The following is a 14,623-nucleotide window of genomic DNA, read 5'->3' as shown; positions in this document are numbered from 1 at the left end:
CGTTAAGCCGCTTCGCTCTGCTGCGATGAGGGCAGTTCGAAAGCCCCCTCGCGCGAAAGCCGGATTGTCGCCACCGCGATGTTCTTGCGCGCCGTCATGATGTCGGCAAGCTGAATGCCTTCCGAGCCCTGGCCGAGCTCGGACTCGATCATGCGCCGCGACCGTGCGCCGATCGCCGACAGCACCGATTCCGTCAATGCGGGCGCCGCACCGCGCAGCGCCAGCGTGATCAGTTCGGTCGACAGCCCGTCGAAAAGGAGTACCCTCGCCTTCTGCGTCAAAAGCGGCAGATCGTCGAAGGCAAACAACCTGGAGCGAACACCGCCGAGGTCCGGCGTGCCGGCCTCTTCCAGATCCTGCATGACCTCTTCCAACTGAGGCTTGTCCATCTCGTTGAGCATACTGGCGACGCGCGCCTGTCCCGCCGAGATATCCTTGGTCGCGGTCTGCGCCAGCACGCTGGCGCGCAGCTGGTTCTCGATGATCCTGGTGGCCGCGTCCGGAATGGTCGCCATCGTCACCATGCGCTTGATGATCTCGCTGCGCATCGGCTTTTCCATGGTCAGCAAAATGTTGGCGGCGGCTTGCGGCGCAAGCTTCGACAGCACCATGGCCGCGGTCTGGGGATGCTCGGCGGCAAGGAATGTGCCCAGACGCGTCGGTTCGAGCTTTTCCAGCTCCGGCCAGATCGGCGGTGGCCCTTCCGGCGCAACCTCGAAGCGCTTGTCGCCCATGATGGCGCTCATCTCTTCGGGCGACAGCGATTCATTGAGGATCGTGTCCATCCGGTCGGCGGAATCGAGCAGGCCCGCACCTTCGGTGAACTCGGCCTCGAATTCGGCAACGATGCGTTCGAGGTCGCTTTGCGGAATGGTGCGCAGCAGCCGCGCCCCTTCGATCAGTGCCTTCAGTTCTTCTTGCTTGAAGAATTTCAGCAGCCGGCTGGCCGAAGGTTTGCCCATCGCCACCAGGATGGCGGCGGCCTTTTGCGGGCGCGTGAGCGTCACCGGCGTCGTCATGGCATCCGCTCCTGCTGAGACCGCATGTCATTCATTGCTCAAGCGCCCTTGGTCGCCGCGATAATTTCGGTCAGCCTGATGCCAAAGCGCGACGGATCGCTTTCCAGCACGGTGATCTCGCCGCGCGCGATCTTGCGGCCGTTGACCACGACATCGACCGGTTCGCCGATGCGCCGGTTGAGCGCCACCGTCGAGCCCTTCTGCAGCGCCATCAGGTCCGACACCGGCATTTCCGTACTGCCGAGGATGATCTGCACATCGACCGGGATGCTCATGATGATGTTGGAATTGGCGCCGGACGTGGCAGCCCGCAAGGCGGCGTCGGGGCGCTTTTCCTCCTCCTGGAGGACGCCGCGCAATTCCTCGATGGCGCGGTCGAGCTGTTCGTCCGGCTGGTCGATATTGGCTTCCACCTTGGTCTTGGCCATCAGTCGTCTCCAAATGCTTGGGCTTGCCCGGCGTCAGCCCGGCATGAGCCCATCGATAAAATCCTGACCGGCATCGTAAGGATGCCTGATCCGGACGGTGTAGTTCTGCCCGAGTTTACCGAACTCGCAGACAAACAGCGTCTTGTCGCGCGCGCTCAGCTTGGCCTGCGACTGCGCGGTTTCCTCGAACTCGATGACCTGGCCTGGCTCGAAACCGGCGAGATCGCCGAGCGTCAGGCGGGCCAGCGGCATGGTCGCTTCGAGCGTCACCGTCGAGCGCATCACTTCTTCGGAAAAACGTGCCCGCCAGTCGGAGGTCGTGCCTTCGCTGTCGTGGACATCGGCGATACCGCGTGTGGCAAGCAGAATGCGCTGCGGGATCATCACCGTGACCGTTCCGCTGTCGGTCGGCGTCGAGATGCCGAAGACGATGCGCACCGCCGCGCCATCGCGCAGCACGCGACGCTTGGCTTCGCTGCCCGAAAGCGCCCGCGGCACCGGCAGCCGCAGCTCGAGCGAGCGCCGGCCCGATCCGTTCAACGCCTGCGCAACTTCCTGGAAGACCGTGGTCGCGACATCGGTCTCGATCTGCGACAGAGCGCGCTCGATCGGCGAAACCGGCTGATCCGGATCGCCGCCGAACAGCGCGCACACCATCACGGCGATGGCCGGCGCATCAGCCACCAGCGTCATCGCATCCGAAGACGTCGGCGATGCTATGATGGCCATGGCAAAGGCATCGCCGGCATTCGTGCGGGCATCGGGAACACGGCTGATCTCGACCGCGCGCAGGTCGACGGTGACCGGTGCGCCGAGTTCGCCGGCCAGGCTCTTCTGCAGCAGCGGCAGGGCGCGCTCGCCCATCGAGCGCCCGGTGCCGATGACATGAGCGGCCTCACCGCTGTCACCGACCAGACGCTCAATGATCAGCGAGCGGGCTTGCGAGGGGCTGCCAGGACTTGTCATGACGGCGTGCGGTCCTGTCTGTCGTCATGCATGGCTCAAGCCGCTTTCTTCTCGGCGGAAGCTGTGTTCATCGTGCTTTGCTCGACGGCATCGATCGTCGGCCGCTCATAGGACGAGATGGTCTTGCGACCGAACTCGATCGCCACCTGCGGCAGGGCGCCGTTCATGTAGGCAAGCAGCGTCTGCTTGACGATGATATAGAGGCGGTTCTTCTTCTCGCGCACCGTCTTGATCTTGGTGGCGACCGGCCCGACCACCGCATAGGACAGGAAGATGCCGAGGAAGGTTCCGACAAGGGCAGCGCCGATCAGGCCGCCGAGGATTTCGGGCGACTGGTCGAGCGCGCCCATCGCCTTGACCACGCCGAGCACGGCGGCGACGATGCCGAGCGCCGGCAGACCATCGCCCACCGCCACCAGCGCATGGTAAGCCTTCATCTTGTCGGACTTGATGGTCTGGATTTCCTCGTCCATCAGCGCCTCGATCTCATGCGAGCGGGCATTGCCGATGATGATGATGCGGCAGTAGTCGCAGATGAAATTCGTCAGGTCGTGGTTCTTGAGCACGGTCGGGAACGCCTGGAAGATTGCCGACTCCTCCGGATTGTCGATATGCGCCTCGACCTCGCTGCGCGACTTCGAGCGCAGTTCGCGCATCAGGCTGTGCAGCACGCCCAGCGTCTCCAGATAGTCGCGCTCTTTCGGCACCGCCTGCTTGAACGCTTCGAGGATACCCCTGCCGGTGTCCTTGACCGTCTTCATCGGGTTGGCGACGAGAAAGGTTCCAAGTGCGGCGCCACAGATGACCACCGCTTCCCAAGGCTGCATCAGCACATGCAGATGGCCGCCCATCGCCATGAAGCCGCCGAGAACACAGCCGAGCGTCACCACAAGTCCGATCAGAATGCCCACGCCAGATCCTTCCGCATCACGTCAGGCCTAACCGATAGCCCCCGTGCCTTGTGTGAGGCTTGAATCATGCAAGGTGAGGCGATTCAGCCTCGCGCAAGCAAGTCCGCATAGTCTTGCTTTTGAAGCTGCGACCGGAGGCATGTCGTGTTGAGCACTTTTACCAGCTACCAGCTCATCGCCAGGGACATCCCCAAGGCGATCGACCGCATCGAGGCGGAGCCGATCACCAAGCGCGACACCGACTACTATCTCGCGAACATCGGCAGCGTGAAATCGATCGACGATTTCGTCAAGAACGACCGGCTGTTCAAATATGCCATGAAAGCCTTCGGTCTCGGCGACATGGCTTACGCCAAGGCCTTCATGGTCAAAGCCCTGAAGGAAGGGGTGTCGGATTCCGACAGCTTCGCCAACAAACTGAGCGACAAGCGTTATGCCGAGTTCGTGTCGGCCTTCAATTTCGCCGCACTTGGCGCTAATGCCACGAGCTACAATTCGGCACAGCAGGGCGTGACCAACAATTATGGTCTCCAGGTCTCGGTCGGCCCTTCGCAGAACGGCTTCACCTACTACAAGGGCGAAACCTCGTACTACCTGAGCAACATTTCCAACGTAAAATCGATCGACGACCTGATGGGCAACGATCGCCTGCTCACCTATGCGATGGCCGCGTTCGGCCTGGACGCCGACGCCGAGCCGGCTGCGACCGTGCGGGCCATGCTGGAAGGCGGCGTCACCGACCCGAACAGCCCCGCAAACACGTCGACAAACAAGGGCTATGCGGCTTTCGTCGCGGCTTTCGACTTTGCCCAATATGGCGACCAGGCTACGGCGCGCGACGCCGTCCAGCAGGCGGTGCCGAAGGCTGTGATCGGCGGAACCGGACTGTTGCTCGTCAAGCCGACCGCGCAATACATCAAGGGCGAGGCCGACTACTACGCAGCCAACATCTCCAAGGTGAAGTCCATCGAAGACCTGCTGAAGGACAAGCGCCTGCTGACCTTCGCCATGGCTGCCTATGGGCTTGATGCATCGACCCAGACGACGAAGCAGATCCGCACCATGGTCAATGGCGGCGTCACCGATCCGTTGAGTCCCGCCAACCTGTTGACCGACAAGAGCTACGCCAACTTCGTCAGCGCCTTTGATTTTGCCCAGTATGGCGATCAGACGATCACGCGCGACGCGGTGCTGAAGACCACGCCGAAGCTCTACACGACCGAGTCCAGTCTTGGCCTCATCAAGCCGAATGCGGACGCCGTCCAGGCCGAGACCAGCTACTACCTCGCCAACATCACCAAGGTGAAATCGGTCGACGACCTGATGGCCGACAGCCGCCTTTATAACTATGCTCTGTCCGCAAGCGGGCTCGATCCGGCGACCACCAACAAGGATCTCGTCCGTGATGTCCTTGAGGGCGGTGTCCGCGATCCCGCCAGTGTCGCCAACAAGCTCTCCAACAAGGCCTATGCCAGGCTCGCCACCTCGTTGAATTTCGAGGCCTACGGCGAAGCGGCAACGACCCGCAGCCCGTCGCAGCAGCCGGTGGTCGACAAATACATGCGCCAGACCCTGGAAGAAGACGCCGGCAAGACCAATGAGGGCGTGCGGTTGGCGCTCTATTTCGAGCGCAAGGCCTCGACCATCACCAACTGGTACGACGTGCTGGCCGACACGGCCCTGGCCAGCGTGGTACGCACCGCCATCGGCCTGCCCGATTCCTTCGCTGCCGCAGATATCGACAAGCAGGCGCAGGCCTTCGACGCAAAGCTCGACCTCACCGATTTCACCGACCCGGCCAAGCTCGAGAAATTCCTCACCCGCTTCACCAGCCTTTGGGAAATCAATCATCCGACCTCGACCGCCCAGACATCGATCGGTGTGCTGTTTGCGCAGCCGACCACCGTCGGCATCTCGACCGATCTGATGATGGCCATGCAGAAACTGAGATTCTGAGAACACCATGCAGGACAGCCTTTACGTCGCCCTTTCCTCGCAGATCGCGCTTGAGCGCCGTCTCGACACCATCGCCGATAATGTCGCCAACGCCTCGACCATCGGCTTTCGCGCCACCGGCGTGAAGTTCGAGGATGTCGTCTCCGGCAGCGGCCCCAAATCGGTGTCCTTCGCCTCCTCCGGCAAGACCTATTTGTCCGGCGCGCATGGCGCGATGACGCAGACCGGCAACCCGTTCGACTTCGCCGTCCAGGGCGATGCCTGGTTCGGCATCGACACCCCGGCCGGCACCGTGATGACGCGCGACGGACGCTTTTCGATGAACGAGAACGGCGAGTTGATGTCGCTCGAAGGCCATCCGGTGCTCGACGCCGGCGGTGCGCCGATCCAGCTCGACCCGCGCGACGGCCCACCCAAGGCGGGCGCCGACGGCTCGCTGCGCCAGGGCGACAAGCTCGTCGGCGCCATCGGCCTGTTCAATTTCGATCCCGGCCCGAATTTCGTCCGCTACGGCAATTCTGGCATCGTGCCCGCGCGTGCGCCGGAGCCGGTCACCGACCGTTCCGATCTCGGCGTCGCGCAGGGCTATGTCGAGGAATCCAACGTCAATCCGGTGCTGGAGATGACGCGCCTGATCATGGTCCAGCGCGCCTTCGAGAACACGGCGGCGCTGATGCGCCAGACCGATGCCTCGACCGACGACGCCATCAAGACGCTCGGCTCCAAGTCGTAGCAGCATGTCGAGCAGCAAATCATCGATACGCGCGCTTGAACGGCAACCGGAGACAGCACCGGAAAACCGGCTGGCTGCGCTGGAGCGGATCTGGCGCCGCTTCGATGACACCGAGACGTTGCTGCGGCGCGGCGGCCGTGTTTCGGAGGTTTCGCCAACGCATTACAAGGTGCGCGGCCTGTCTGAAGTCGCCAGGCTTGGCGACCTCGTCGAACAGCGCGGCAATGCCGGCACGCGCCGCGGCGAGATCGTCAGGATCGGCCGCGACGAAGTCGTCATCGCCCCTTTCGAACGCAGCGCCGACGCCGGCATCGGCGACGCCGTGTTTCGCCGCGGCCCGCTGACGGTAACGCCGCATGCTTCGTGGCGTGGGCGCGCCATCGACGCGCTGACCCGCGTCATCGACGGCGGCCCGCCGCTGATCAGGATCGGCGAGGCTGCGAGCGGCGACGGCACAACGCCCGGCGCCATGGCGCGGCAGCGCGTCGGCACCGCCTTCACGACCGGGGTCAAGGTCATCGACATCTTCACGCCGCTCTGCCTCGGCCAGCGCCTCGGCGTCTTTGCCGGTTCCGGCGTCGGCAAGTCGACGCTGCTCGCCATGCTGGCCGGCGCCGACGCCTTCGACACCGTGGTCGTGGCGCTGATCGGCGAGCGCGGCCGCGAGGTACGCGAATTCCTCGAAGACACGATCGGCGCAGAGAGCATGGCCAAGACGGTCGCCGTCGTCGCTACCAGCGACGAGAGCGCCATGATGCGCCGGCGCGCGCCGGATACCGCCATGCGCGTTGCCGAACATTTTCGCGACCAGGGCCATCGCGTGCTGCTGGTGCTGGATTCGATTACCCGCTTTGCCCATGCGCTGCGCGAGGTAGCGACCGGCACCGGCGAGCCGCCGGTCGCCCGCGGCTATCCCGCTTCGGTTTTCACCGACCTGCCCAAGCTGCTCGAACGCGCTGGCCCGGGCGCTGAAGGCCCCGGTATCAAAGGACAGGGATCAATCACTGCCATCATCTCGGTGCTGGTCGACGGCGACGACCACAACGACCCGGTCGCCGATTCGGTACGCGGCATTCTCGACGGCCATGTCGTGCTCGACCGCGCCATTGCCGAACAGGGCCGCTACCCCCCGGTCAATCCGCTGTCGTCGATCTCGCGCCTCGCCGACAAGGCATGGAGCCCCGAGCAACGCATGCTGGTGACCAGGCTGAAGTCGATGATCTCGCGCTTCGAGGACACGCGCGACATCCGCCTGCTCGGCGCCTATCAGGGCGGCGCCGATGCCGAGCTCGATATTGCCGTGCGCCAGGTGCCGCTGATCTACGAGGCGCTGACGCAGTCGCCCAGGGATCGCGCCTCGAGCGACGCATTCTCCGACCTCGCCCGTCATCTGAAAGGCAAGCAAAGTGTCGATGCAGGAGACTGAGCTTCAGTACACCGAGCGGCTTTTGCGCGAGATGATCGCAGAGGCCAGTGCCGCCGAGGAAGCCCGGGCCAACGAAGCGAGAGCTGTCAGGGCAAAGGCCGATCTCGACAAGGCCGCCAAGGCTGAGGCCATTCTGGCCAGGGCCGCCAGGCCATTCTTGCCCAGGGTAGCCAGCGTAGTCGAGTCCACTGTGCCTCGCTTGGCCGAGCCTGCCTTGCCCAGCGTCGTCAAGCCTGAATTGCCAAGGACCCCTCGCGCCGGCCCCAAAGAAGCGATCGAGACCAGTCGTGACTCGCTTCTCGACGGGCTGTTCCCGGTCACCGAATGGCCGCAGCCGCCAAGGCCGCAATATCCCAGGCTCGACAAGAAATCCGACCGCCGCAGCGATATCGTCTTTGCCGCGCTCGGCATCACGCTTGGCCTGATCTGCGCGCTGTTTCCCTGGTATATCTTCTTCAATCAGGACCAGTTCGGCGTGCAGGCGATCAAGTTCGGCGGCAGCGGCACCAATGCAGGGCGGGTCAGCGGCGGCTCGCAGATGGAGAACAGCGGTCAGCCGCTGACGGCAAACGATGTTCCCGATGTCGACCTGTTCGCCACCGGCACGCTGCAGGACCCCGAGGACAAGACCCAGCCTCCCGGCGTCGACGAGCAGCCCTTCCCGGCGGACGCCAAATTTCGCATGGTTCATGTCGCCAATGGCCGCGCCATGATCGAGGACGATGCCGGCCTGTGGATCGTCCAGCGCGGCTCGAAGCTGCCCGATACCAGCGTCGTCTCGTCGATCGAGCAACGGGGCGGCAAGTGGGTCATGGTCACCAGCACCGACCAGGTGATCGAACTCTCCAAATAGCGGCACACCGGATTTACCCCCGAGCCGCGCAAGGTCCGCGCAAGACTGGCAGCCTAGTCTTGTACGTACCAGCCCGGAGATCCCCATGGAGCCCGTCAATCTTTTCGATCTCGCCGCCAAGCAGTCGCAATGGCTGTCGGTGCGCCAGTCGGCCATTGCCGGCAACATCGCCAACGTCAACACGCCGGGCTACACCGCCGGCGATGTCGAGCCGTTTGAGAAGGTGCTCGACCGCACGGCAGTGTCGCTGACCGCCACCCAGGCAGGCCACCTCGGCACTGCCGCCACTAATGCCGGCTTCACGGTCAAGCCAGAAGAGACGACCGGCGCCATCATGCCCTCGAAGAACACGGTCGTGGTCGAGAACGAACTGATAAAGGCCGGCGAGGTCCGCCGCTCGTTTGAACTCAACACCGCGATCGTCAAGGCCTTCCATTCGATGATGATGATGGCGGTGAAGAGCTGACCATGGACGCCTTGACCTCAGCCCTCAAGATCGCCGCGTCCGGCCTCAGCGCCCAGTCGGACCGCTTGCGCGTCGTCTCGGAAAATCTCGCCAACGCGCAGTCGACCGGCAACACCCCGGGCGCTGACCCCTATCGCCGCAAGACCATCAGTTTCGTCTCGGAACTCGACCGTGCCTCCGGTGGCACGACAGTTGAGGTCAACTCCATCGACCGCGACCCCAGCGACTTTCCCGTCGAATTCCAGCCCGGCAACGAGGCCGCCGACGACAAGGGCTACGTCAAGATGCCCAATGTCAACGTGCTGGTCGAGATGGCCGACATGAGCGAAGCCAACCGCTCCTACGAAGCCAACCTTCAGGTCATCAAGCAGGCGCGTGATCTGATCTCCATGACCATCGACCTGATGAGGAACCAGTAATGATCAGCGGCATTGGCGGTATCGGATCGCTTCCCCTCAAGCCGGAGATCGGCGGCGCCGATACCACGACCGACCTGTTCCAGGGCACCAGGGCGCCGATGGCCGGCAGCGAAATCGGCACCACCTTCGCCGAAGCGCTGAGCCAGGCTGCTTCAAAGACCGTCAACACCTTGCAGAATGCCGAGCAGGTGTCGATCCAGGCGCTGAGGGGCGACGCCGACACCCGCCAGGTCGTCGACGCCGTCATGAGCGCCCAGCAGGCCCTGCAGACCACGATCGCCATCCGCGACAAGGTCGTCTCCGCCTATCTCGAAATCAGCCGTATGGGCATCTGAGGAGACTTGCCGTGAAAGCACTCGCCATCGCAGCGACCGGCATGAATGCCCAGCAGACCAATCTGGAAGTCATCGCCAACAACATCGCCAACATCAACACCACCGGCTACAAGCGCGCGCGCGCCGAATTCTCCGACCTGCTCTACCAGGTCGACCGCACGCAGGGCGTGCCCAACCGCTCCAATTCATCGCTGGTGCCGGAAGGCGTGTCGATTGGCCTTGGCGTCAAGACGACGGCGGTGCGCAACGTCCATACCCAGGGCGAACTGACCTCGACCGGCAACAGTTTCGACATGGCGCTGACCGGCCGAGGCTGGTTCCAGATCGAGGGCGCCGACGGCGGCACACTCTACAGCCGCGCCGGCGCCTTCAACACCAACGCCACCGGCCAGCTGGTGACCGTCGACGGCGCCAATGTCATCCCGGCCATCACCGTGCCGACCGATGCCATCGAAGTCGTGGTCAACAAGACCGGCCAGGTCTTTGCCCGCATCGACGGCCAGACCGACCTCCAGCTGCTCGGCCAGCTGCAACTCGCCAACTTCGCCAATGAAGCCGGCCTGGCGCCGCTCGGCGATAATCTGTTCCAGGAAACGCCGGCCTCGGGCCCGGCCAATGTCGGCGTGCCCGGCGATCCCGGCTTCGCCTCGGTCGAGCAGGGTTATCTCGAGGCCTCCAACGTCGATCCTGTCAAGGAAATCACCGAGCTGATCTCGGCGCAGCGCGCCTATGAGATGAACTCCAAGGTGATCCAGGCCGCCGACGACATGGCCTCCGTCGTGTCCAAGAACATCAGGTAAGGTTTGATGCTCTCTCCGGCCTCCCGCTCCGCGCTTTGCCGCACCGCGCTGATGCTCGCGCTGGTAGCCGGCGGTGTGCCGGCGTTTGCCCAGGAGAGCGCAGACCAGCAGACCAGCACCCACGTCGCGAGCAGTCAGGCAACCGGCGAGATCGTTCTGATCCCCAACCGGGTCATTTATCCCGGCGAGATGATCGACACCGGCGTGCTGAAACCGGTGACGCTGCTCCCCGGAAAGCACAGGCCGGATGCGGTCGCCACGCAGGCCATGGAACTCCAGGGCAAGGTCGCCAAGCGCACGCTGCTGCCCGGCCGCTACATCCCGGCCGCCGCCATCCGCGACGCCTGGCTGGTCGAACAGGGCGCCGCCGTGCAGGTCTATTTCATCGCCGACGACCTCACCATTTCGGCTACGGCGGTGTCGCTGCAGCCGGGTGCCGCCGGCGATTTGATCAAGGTCCGCAACACAGACAGCGGCAAGATCTTTTCCGGCACGGTGATGGCGGACGGCACCGTCCGGGTCAGCGCGTCATGAGACGCGGAGCTGCCCTTCTGCTCGCGACCGTTGTCGGCCTGCAGCCGGCGCTGGCCGACGGTCTTACGCCGAAGCAAAAGCGCGATCTTGCCGGCCAGAATGGCGGCGCCTTTGTCGATCCCGAATATGATCCGGCCACCACCAACCGCATGTTCAGGGTCTCCAACGGCCCAAGCTCTCTGCCACCCGGCCAGGTCGCATCGCGCATCAAGGACATTGCGCAGCTGCAGGCTTCGCGCGACAACCAGCTCGTCGGCTACGGCCTCGTCATCGGCCTCGCCGGATCGGGCGACAGCCTGCGCAATTCGCCCTTCACCGAACAGTCGATCCGCGCCATGCTCGAAAATCTCGGCATCGCCACCGAAGGCGGCAGCGCGCGGGCCAAGAACGTCGCCGCCGTCATCGTCACCGCCAACATGCCGCCTTACGTGCAGTCGGGCGCCCGCATCGACATCGACGTCTCCTCGATGGGCGACGCCACATCGCTTGCCGGCGGCACGCTGATAATGACGCCACTGAAGGCGGCCGATGGCGAAATCTATGCTGTCGGGCAAGGCTCGGTCATCGTTTCCGGCTTCACTGCCCAGGGCGATGCCGAAAAGCTGACGCAGGGCGTGCCGACGGCCGGCCGCGTGCCCAACGGCGCCATCGTCGAGCGCACTGTGCGCGCCGAATTCGAGGACCAGGCGCTGCTCACCTTGCAATTGCGCAACCCCGATTTCTCCACTGCCGTTCGCATCGCCGACGCCATCAACGGCTACACCTCGCAACGCTTCGGCATGCGCGTGGCGGCGGAGCGCGATGCACGTACCGTGCAGATCAGGCGGCCGAAGAATGTTTCGGCGGCGCGCTTCTACGCCGAGATCGAGAATTTGGTGGTCGAGACCGACACGCCGGCACGCGTCGTCATCGACGAACGCACCGGCACCATCGTCATCGGCAACGAGGTCAAGATCTCGCGGGTGGCGATCAGCCACGGCACGCTCACCGTGCGCATCACCGAACAGCCGAAGATCGTCCAGCCGGAACCGTTCTCCAAGGGCGTGACAGCGGAGGAACCCTTCACCACCATCGACGCCACGCGGCCTGACGCCCGCGTCAATGTGCTCGACGGACCGAACCTCGAAACGCTGGTGTCGGGCCTCAACCGTCTCGGCGTCAAGCCGGACGGCATCATTGCCATTTTGCAAGGCATCAAGTCGGCCGGCGCTTTGCAGGCCGATCTGGTTCTCCAATAGGCCATGCCGATGATCGATTTCTTTTCCCAAAAGCAGCACCGCCGCAGCGCAGCCTTGGCAGCTTGCGTCATCGCCGCCACCGTCCTTGCCGGCGGCACTGTCCGCGCGGAAGAAGCGGTGCGGCAGGTTCTGCCTGGCGGGCAACAGCCGGCGGCAGTGCAGCAGCTGGTCCGCGAGAAGGTGCCCGATGAAAGCGAGATCCAGCGCTTCTGCTCCAACATCGCCGACGCCGCCCGCGACCGCCGTTACGCGCTGCAGGCCGAAGAGCTGAAGCAGCTGCAGGCCGGCATCGACCTGCGCATGAAGGCGCTGGACGACAAGCGCGCCGAATACGAGCAATGGCTGAAACGGCGTGAAGTCTTCCTGGCCCGCGCCGAGGATGGCGTCGTCAAGATCTATGCCGGCATGAAACCGGATGCCGCGGCCGAGCGCCTGGCCATGGTCAACGCCGATCTCGCCGCCGCCATCCTGATGAAACTCGATTCGCGCAAGGCCGGCGTCATTCTCAACGAGATGGACCAGAAGGCAGCGGCCACACTCACCGGCATCATGGCCAGCGCGGCCCGAAGGGTAGATCCGTCATGAAGTCGCATATTCTCGCCCTGGTCGCCACGGCTTCACTTGCCGGCTGCGCCTCCGACCCCAGGGAGATCGGCAGGGAGCCGGCGCTGTCGCCGGTCGGCACCGGCATTACCGGCAGCGTCAATGCGCCCTACTCCTATCCCGAAACGCCAGCCGCGCCGGTGAAGAAATTCTCGCTGTGGGACGACCGCCAGAGCCGGCTGTTCACCGACCCGCGCGCGCTGCGCGACGGCGACATCCTGACCGTCAGGATCAAGCTCAACGACAAGGCCAACTTCAAGAACCAGAACGATCGCAGCCGCACCGCCGGGCGCAAGCTCGGCTATGACGTCAACCTCGGATGGGAAGGTGCCACCACCAGCGGCAAGGGCGACGCGGGGCTGAGCTCCACCACCGAAACCAATGCGGACGGCGAAATCAAGCGCTCGGAGAACCTCGAGCTCAACGTCGCCGCCGTCGTCACCGAAGTCCTGCCCAACGGCAATCTGATGATCCGGGGCTCACAGGAGGTGCGCGTCAATTACGAGCTCAGAGTGCTGACCATCGCCGGCATGGTGCGTCCATCCGATATCGGCGCTGAAAACACCATCTCTTATGAACGCATCGCCGAGGCGCGCATCTCCTATGGCGGCCGCGGCCGCGTCAGCGAAATCCAGCAGCCCGCTTACGGTCAGCAGATCCTCGACCAAGTCCTCCCCTTTTAGGACTGGAGAACGGCACCGTGGCAAATGTCGAACAGGTTCAGCAAAAAAAGGGCCCGTCGCTTGTCATCCAGCTTGCGATGCTGCTGGCGGTGACGGGCGCCGCGATCGGCATGGGCTGGATGTCCGGCGGCTATCTGAAGGGCGTCGGGGGACCGGTGCCTGTGCCCGCCGCACCGGAGAACCAGTCCAATGCCGAGCAACCGAGCAAGGCGGCCGAACATGCTCCCGGCACCGGGCCGACGCTTGTCCAGCTGGCGCCGATCACCACCAATCTGGCTTCGCCTGCTGACACCTGGATAAGGCTGGAAGCGTCGGTGGTCTACGATGCGCCGCAGCCGCCGGAACTTACCGAAAGCATTCACCAGGACCTGCTTGCCATGGTCCGCACCCTGAAGATGCATCAGATCGAAGGCGCCAGCGGCTACCAGCATTTGAAAGCCGACCTCGAGGAGCGCGCCGCAATCCGCAGCGGTGGCCATGCCAAACAGGTTCTGATCAGGACATTGCTGCTCGAATGAGAAAACTCGTCCTCGCCGCCGCGATCGTCGTCGCCGCCACCTCTGTCGCCGCCGCCCAGCAGCTCGATCTCGGCGGCATCGGCAAGGCCGACGGCGCCACCGTCGGCTATATCATCCAGATGTTCGGTCTGATCACCGTGCTGTCGGTGGCGCCGGGCCTGTTGATCATGGTGACGAGCTTCACCCGCTTCGTCATCGCCTTCTCGATCCTGCGCGCCGGCATCGGCCTGCAGTCGACGCCGGCCAATCTGATCCTGATCTCGCTGTCGCTGTTCATGACCTTCTACGTCATGGCGCCGACCTTCGACCAGGCCTGGAACACCGGCGTCAAGCCGCTGATGGACAACCAGATCAGCCAGACCGAGGCGTTCGAAAAGATTTCGGACCCGTTCCGCACCTTCATGCTGCACAATGTCCGCGACAAGGACTTCGACCTGTTCGCCGATCTCGCCCGCGAACGCGGCCAGGTCGTTGCCAGGGACACCGTCGACCTGCGCATCCTGGTGCCGGCCTTCATGATCTCCGAAATCCGCCGCGGCTTCGAGATCGGCTTCCTGATCGTGCTGCCGTTCCTCGTCATCGACCTGATCGTCGCCACCATCACCATGGCCATGGGCATGATGATGCTGCCGCCGACCGTCGTTTCGCTGCCCTTCAAGATCCTGTTCTTCGTCCTCATCGACGGCTGGAACCTGCTTGTCGGCAGCCTGGTGCGCTCCTTCACCTGACCGTCCG

The 14,623-nt window shown here is 64.1% G+C and carries 18 protein-coding genes; 14 read left to right on the top strand and 4 right to left on the bottom strand.

From position 1 onward, the window contains the following. Positions 1-2 precede the first annotated feature (2 nt). The 4 genes from NKI64_RS05795 to motA are packed head-to-tail and all read right to left on the bottom strand — an operon-like array spanning position 3 to position 3,324. Entirely contained in the window at positions 3-1,019 is a 1,017-nt protein-coding gene (locus NKI64_RS05795) for a flagellar motor switch protein FliG (protein ID WP_023683476.1), read from the bottom strand. Positions 1,020-1,057: 38 nt separating this feature from the next. Beyond that, entirely contained in the window at positions 1,058-1,447 is a 390-nt protein-coding gene (gene fliN / locus NKI64_RS05790; RefSeq protein WP_023683477.1) for a flagellar motor switch protein FliN, read from the bottom strand. Positions 1,448-1,480: 33 nt separating this feature from the next. Beyond that, entirely contained in the window at positions 1,481-2,413 is a 933-nt protein-coding gene (locus tag NKI64_RS05785; RefSeq protein ID WP_023683478.1) for a FliM/FliN family flagellar motor switch protein, read from the bottom strand. Positions 2,414-2,448: 35 nt separating this feature from the next. After that, positions 2,449-3,324, bottom strand: coding sequence for a flagellar motor stator protein MotA (gene motA / locus NKI64_RS05780; protein WP_023671751.1), 876 nt, complete (start codon positions 3,322-3,324; stop codon positions 2,449-2,451). 144 nt (positions 3,325-3,468) lie between these two features. Between motA and NKI64_RS05775 the strand changes: the two genes are divergently transcribed. The 14 genes from NKI64_RS05775 to fliP all read left to right on the top strand — a co-directional run bounded on the left by NKI64_RS05775 (position 3,469) and on the right by fliP (position 14,616). Next, a complete protein-coding gene (locus tag NKI64_RS05775) occupies positions 3,469-5,280 on the top strand; it encodes a DUF1217 domain-containing protein (protein ID WP_023686338.1) in 1,812 nt (603 codons plus the stop codon). 7 nt (positions 5,281-5,287) lie between these two features. After that, positions 5,288-6,013, top strand: coding sequence for a flagellar basal-body rod protein FlgF (gene flgF, locus NKI64_RS05770; RefSeq protein ID WP_023671749.1), 726 nt, complete (start codon positions 5,288-5,290; stop codon positions 6,011-6,013). Between the two features lie 4 nt (positions 6,014-6,017). Continuing rightward, positions 6,018-7,439, top strand: a complete 1,422-nt coding sequence (gene fliI, locus NKI64_RS05765; protein ID WP_023710976.1) for a flagellar protein export ATPase FliI — start codon at positions 6,018-6,020, stop codon at positions 7,437-7,439. Next, positions 7,426-8,292: a hypothetical protein gene (locus NKI64_RS05760; RefSeq protein ID WP_023673646.1), complete on the top strand. Its 867-nt coding sequence runs from the start codon at positions 7,426-7,428 to the stop codon at positions 8,290-8,292. The genes fliI and NKI64_RS05760 overlap by 14 nt, the downstream gene beginning before the upstream one ends. Before the next feature lie 85 nt (positions 8,293-8,377). After that, positions 8,378-8,758, top strand: a complete 381-nt coding sequence (gene flgB, locus NKI64_RS05755; RefSeq protein WP_352666954.1) for a flagellar basal body rod protein FlgB — start codon at positions 8,378-8,380, stop codon at positions 8,756-8,758. Between the two features lie 2 nt (positions 8,759-8,760). Beyond that, complete coding sequence (gene flgC, locus NKI64_RS05750; protein ID WP_023686341.1) at positions 8,761-9,177, top strand: flagellar basal body rod protein FlgC; 417 nt, start codon at positions 8,761-8,763, stop codon at positions 9,175-9,177. Further along, positions 9,177-9,512 carry a flagellar hook-basal body complex protein FliE gene (gene fliE / locus NKI64_RS05745; protein ID WP_023673649.1) on the top strand — a complete coding sequence of 112 codons (336 nt, stop codon included), beginning with the start codon at positions 9,177-9,179 and terminating at the stop codon, positions 9,510-9,512. Before flgC ends, fliE begins: the two co-directional genes overlap by 1 nt. A gap of 11 nt (positions 9,513-9,523) precedes the next feature. Then, positions 9,524-10,312 (top strand): flagellar basal-body rod protein FlgG, encoded by a 789-nt coding sequence (flgG, locus tag NKI64_RS05740; RefSeq protein WP_023686343.1) that lies wholly within the window; start codon positions 9,524-9,526, stop codon positions 10,310-10,312. Positions 10,313-10,318: 6 nt separating this feature from the next. After that, positions 10,319-10,846, top strand: a complete 528-nt coding sequence (flgA, locus tag NKI64_RS05735) for a flagellar basal body P-ring formation chaperone FlgA (protein ID WP_352666950.1) — start codon at positions 10,319-10,321, stop codon at positions 10,844-10,846. Beyond that, positions 10,843-12,084: a flagellar basal body P-ring protein FlgI gene (locus NKI64_RS05730; RefSeq protein WP_023683306.1), complete on the top strand. Its 1,242-nt coding sequence runs from the start codon at positions 10,843-10,845 to the stop codon at positions 12,082-12,084. The genes flgA and NKI64_RS05730 overlap by 4 nt, the downstream gene beginning before the upstream one ends. 3 nt (positions 12,085-12,087) lie before the next feature. Next, complete coding sequence (locus tag NKI64_RS05725) at positions 12,088-12,669, top strand: MotE family protein (RefSeq protein WP_027049841.1); 582 nt, start codon at positions 12,088-12,090, stop codon at positions 12,667-12,669. Beyond that, positions 12,666-13,370 carry a flagellar basal body L-ring protein FlgH gene (gene flgH, locus NKI64_RS05720; RefSeq protein WP_023691727.1) on the top strand — a complete coding sequence of 235 codons (705 nt, stop codon included), beginning with the start codon at positions 12,666-12,668 and terminating at the stop codon, positions 13,368-13,370. The genes NKI64_RS05725 and flgH overlap by 4 nt, the downstream gene beginning before the upstream one ends. Positions 13,371-13,387: 17 nt before the next feature. Then, positions 13,388-13,888: a flagellar basal body-associated FliL family protein gene (locus tag NKI64_RS05715; RefSeq protein WP_023673655.1), complete on the top strand. Its 501-nt coding sequence runs from the start codon at positions 13,388-13,390 to the stop codon at positions 13,886-13,888. Continuing rightward, positions 13,885-14,616, top strand: coding sequence for a flagellar type III secretion system pore protein FliP (gene fliP, locus NKI64_RS05710; RefSeq protein WP_023686348.1), 732 nt, complete (start codon positions 13,885-13,887; stop codon positions 14,614-14,616). Before NKI64_RS05715 ends, fliP begins: the two co-directional genes overlap by 4 nt. Positions 14,617-14,623: the final 7 nt, after the last annotated feature.

Origin of the sequence: Mesorhizobium sp. M0478, assembly GCF_040321305.1 — a bacterium.
Taxonomy (GTDB): Bacteria; Pseudomonadota; Alphaproteobacteria; order Rhizobiales; family Rhizobiaceae; genus Mesorhizobium.
Note: the sequence above shows the minus strand (reverse complement) of the source record. Positions and strands in the feature narration are given on the sequence as shown.

Coding starts and splice junctions, on each gene's coding strand:
- fliI (WP_023710976.1), top strand. CDS start 6,018: ATGTCGAGCAGCAAATCATCGATACGCGCGCTTGAACGGCAACCGGAG.
- flgB (WP_352666954.1), top strand. CDS start 8,378: ATGGAGCCCGTCAATCTTTTCGATCTCGCCGCCAAGCAGTCGCAATGG.
- NKI64_RS05725 (WP_027049841.1), top strand. CDS start 12,088: ATGCCGATGATCGATTTCTTTTCCCAAAAGCAGCACCGCCGCAGCGCA.
- NKI64_RS05760 (WP_023673646.1), top strand. CDS start 7,426: ATGCAGGAGACTGAGCTTCAGTACACCGAGCGGCTTTTGCGCGAGATG.
- NKI64_RS05785 (WP_023683478.1), bottom strand. CDS start 2,413: ATGACAAGTCCTGGCAGCCCCTCGCAAGCCCGCTCGCTGATCATTGAG.
- NKI64_RS05795 (WP_023683476.1), bottom strand. CDS start 1,019: ATGACGACGCCGGTGACGCTCACGCGCCCGCAAAAGGCCGCCGCCATC.
- fliN (WP_023683477.1), bottom strand. CDS start 1,447: ATGGCCAAGACCAAGGTGGAAGCCAATATCGACCAGCCGGACGAACAG.
- flgA (WP_352666950.1), top strand. CDS start 10,319: ATGCTCTCTCCGGCCTCCCGCTCCGCGCTTTGCCGCACCGCGCTGATG.
- fliP (WP_023686348.1), top strand. CDS start 13,885: ATGAGAAAACTCGTCCTCGCCGCCGCGATCGTCGTCGCCGCCACCTCT.
- flgF (WP_023671749.1), top strand. CDS start 5,288: ATGCAGGACAGCCTTTACGTCGCCCTTTCCTCGCAGATCGCGCTTGAG.
- NKI64_RS05730 (WP_023683306.1), top strand. CDS start 10,843: ATGAGACGCGGAGCTGCCCTTCTGCTCGCGACCGTTGTCGGCCTGCAG.
- flgC (WP_023686341.1), top strand. CDS start 8,761: ATGGACGCCTTGACCTCAGCCCTCAAGATCGCCGCGTCCGGCCTCAGC.
- flgH (WP_023691727.1), top strand. CDS start 12,666: ATGAAGTCGCATATTCTCGCCCTGGTCGCCACGGCTTCACTTGCCGGC.
- fliE (WP_023673649.1), top strand. CDS start 9,177: ATGATCAGCGGCATTGGCGGTATCGGATCGCTTCCCCTCAAGCCGGAG.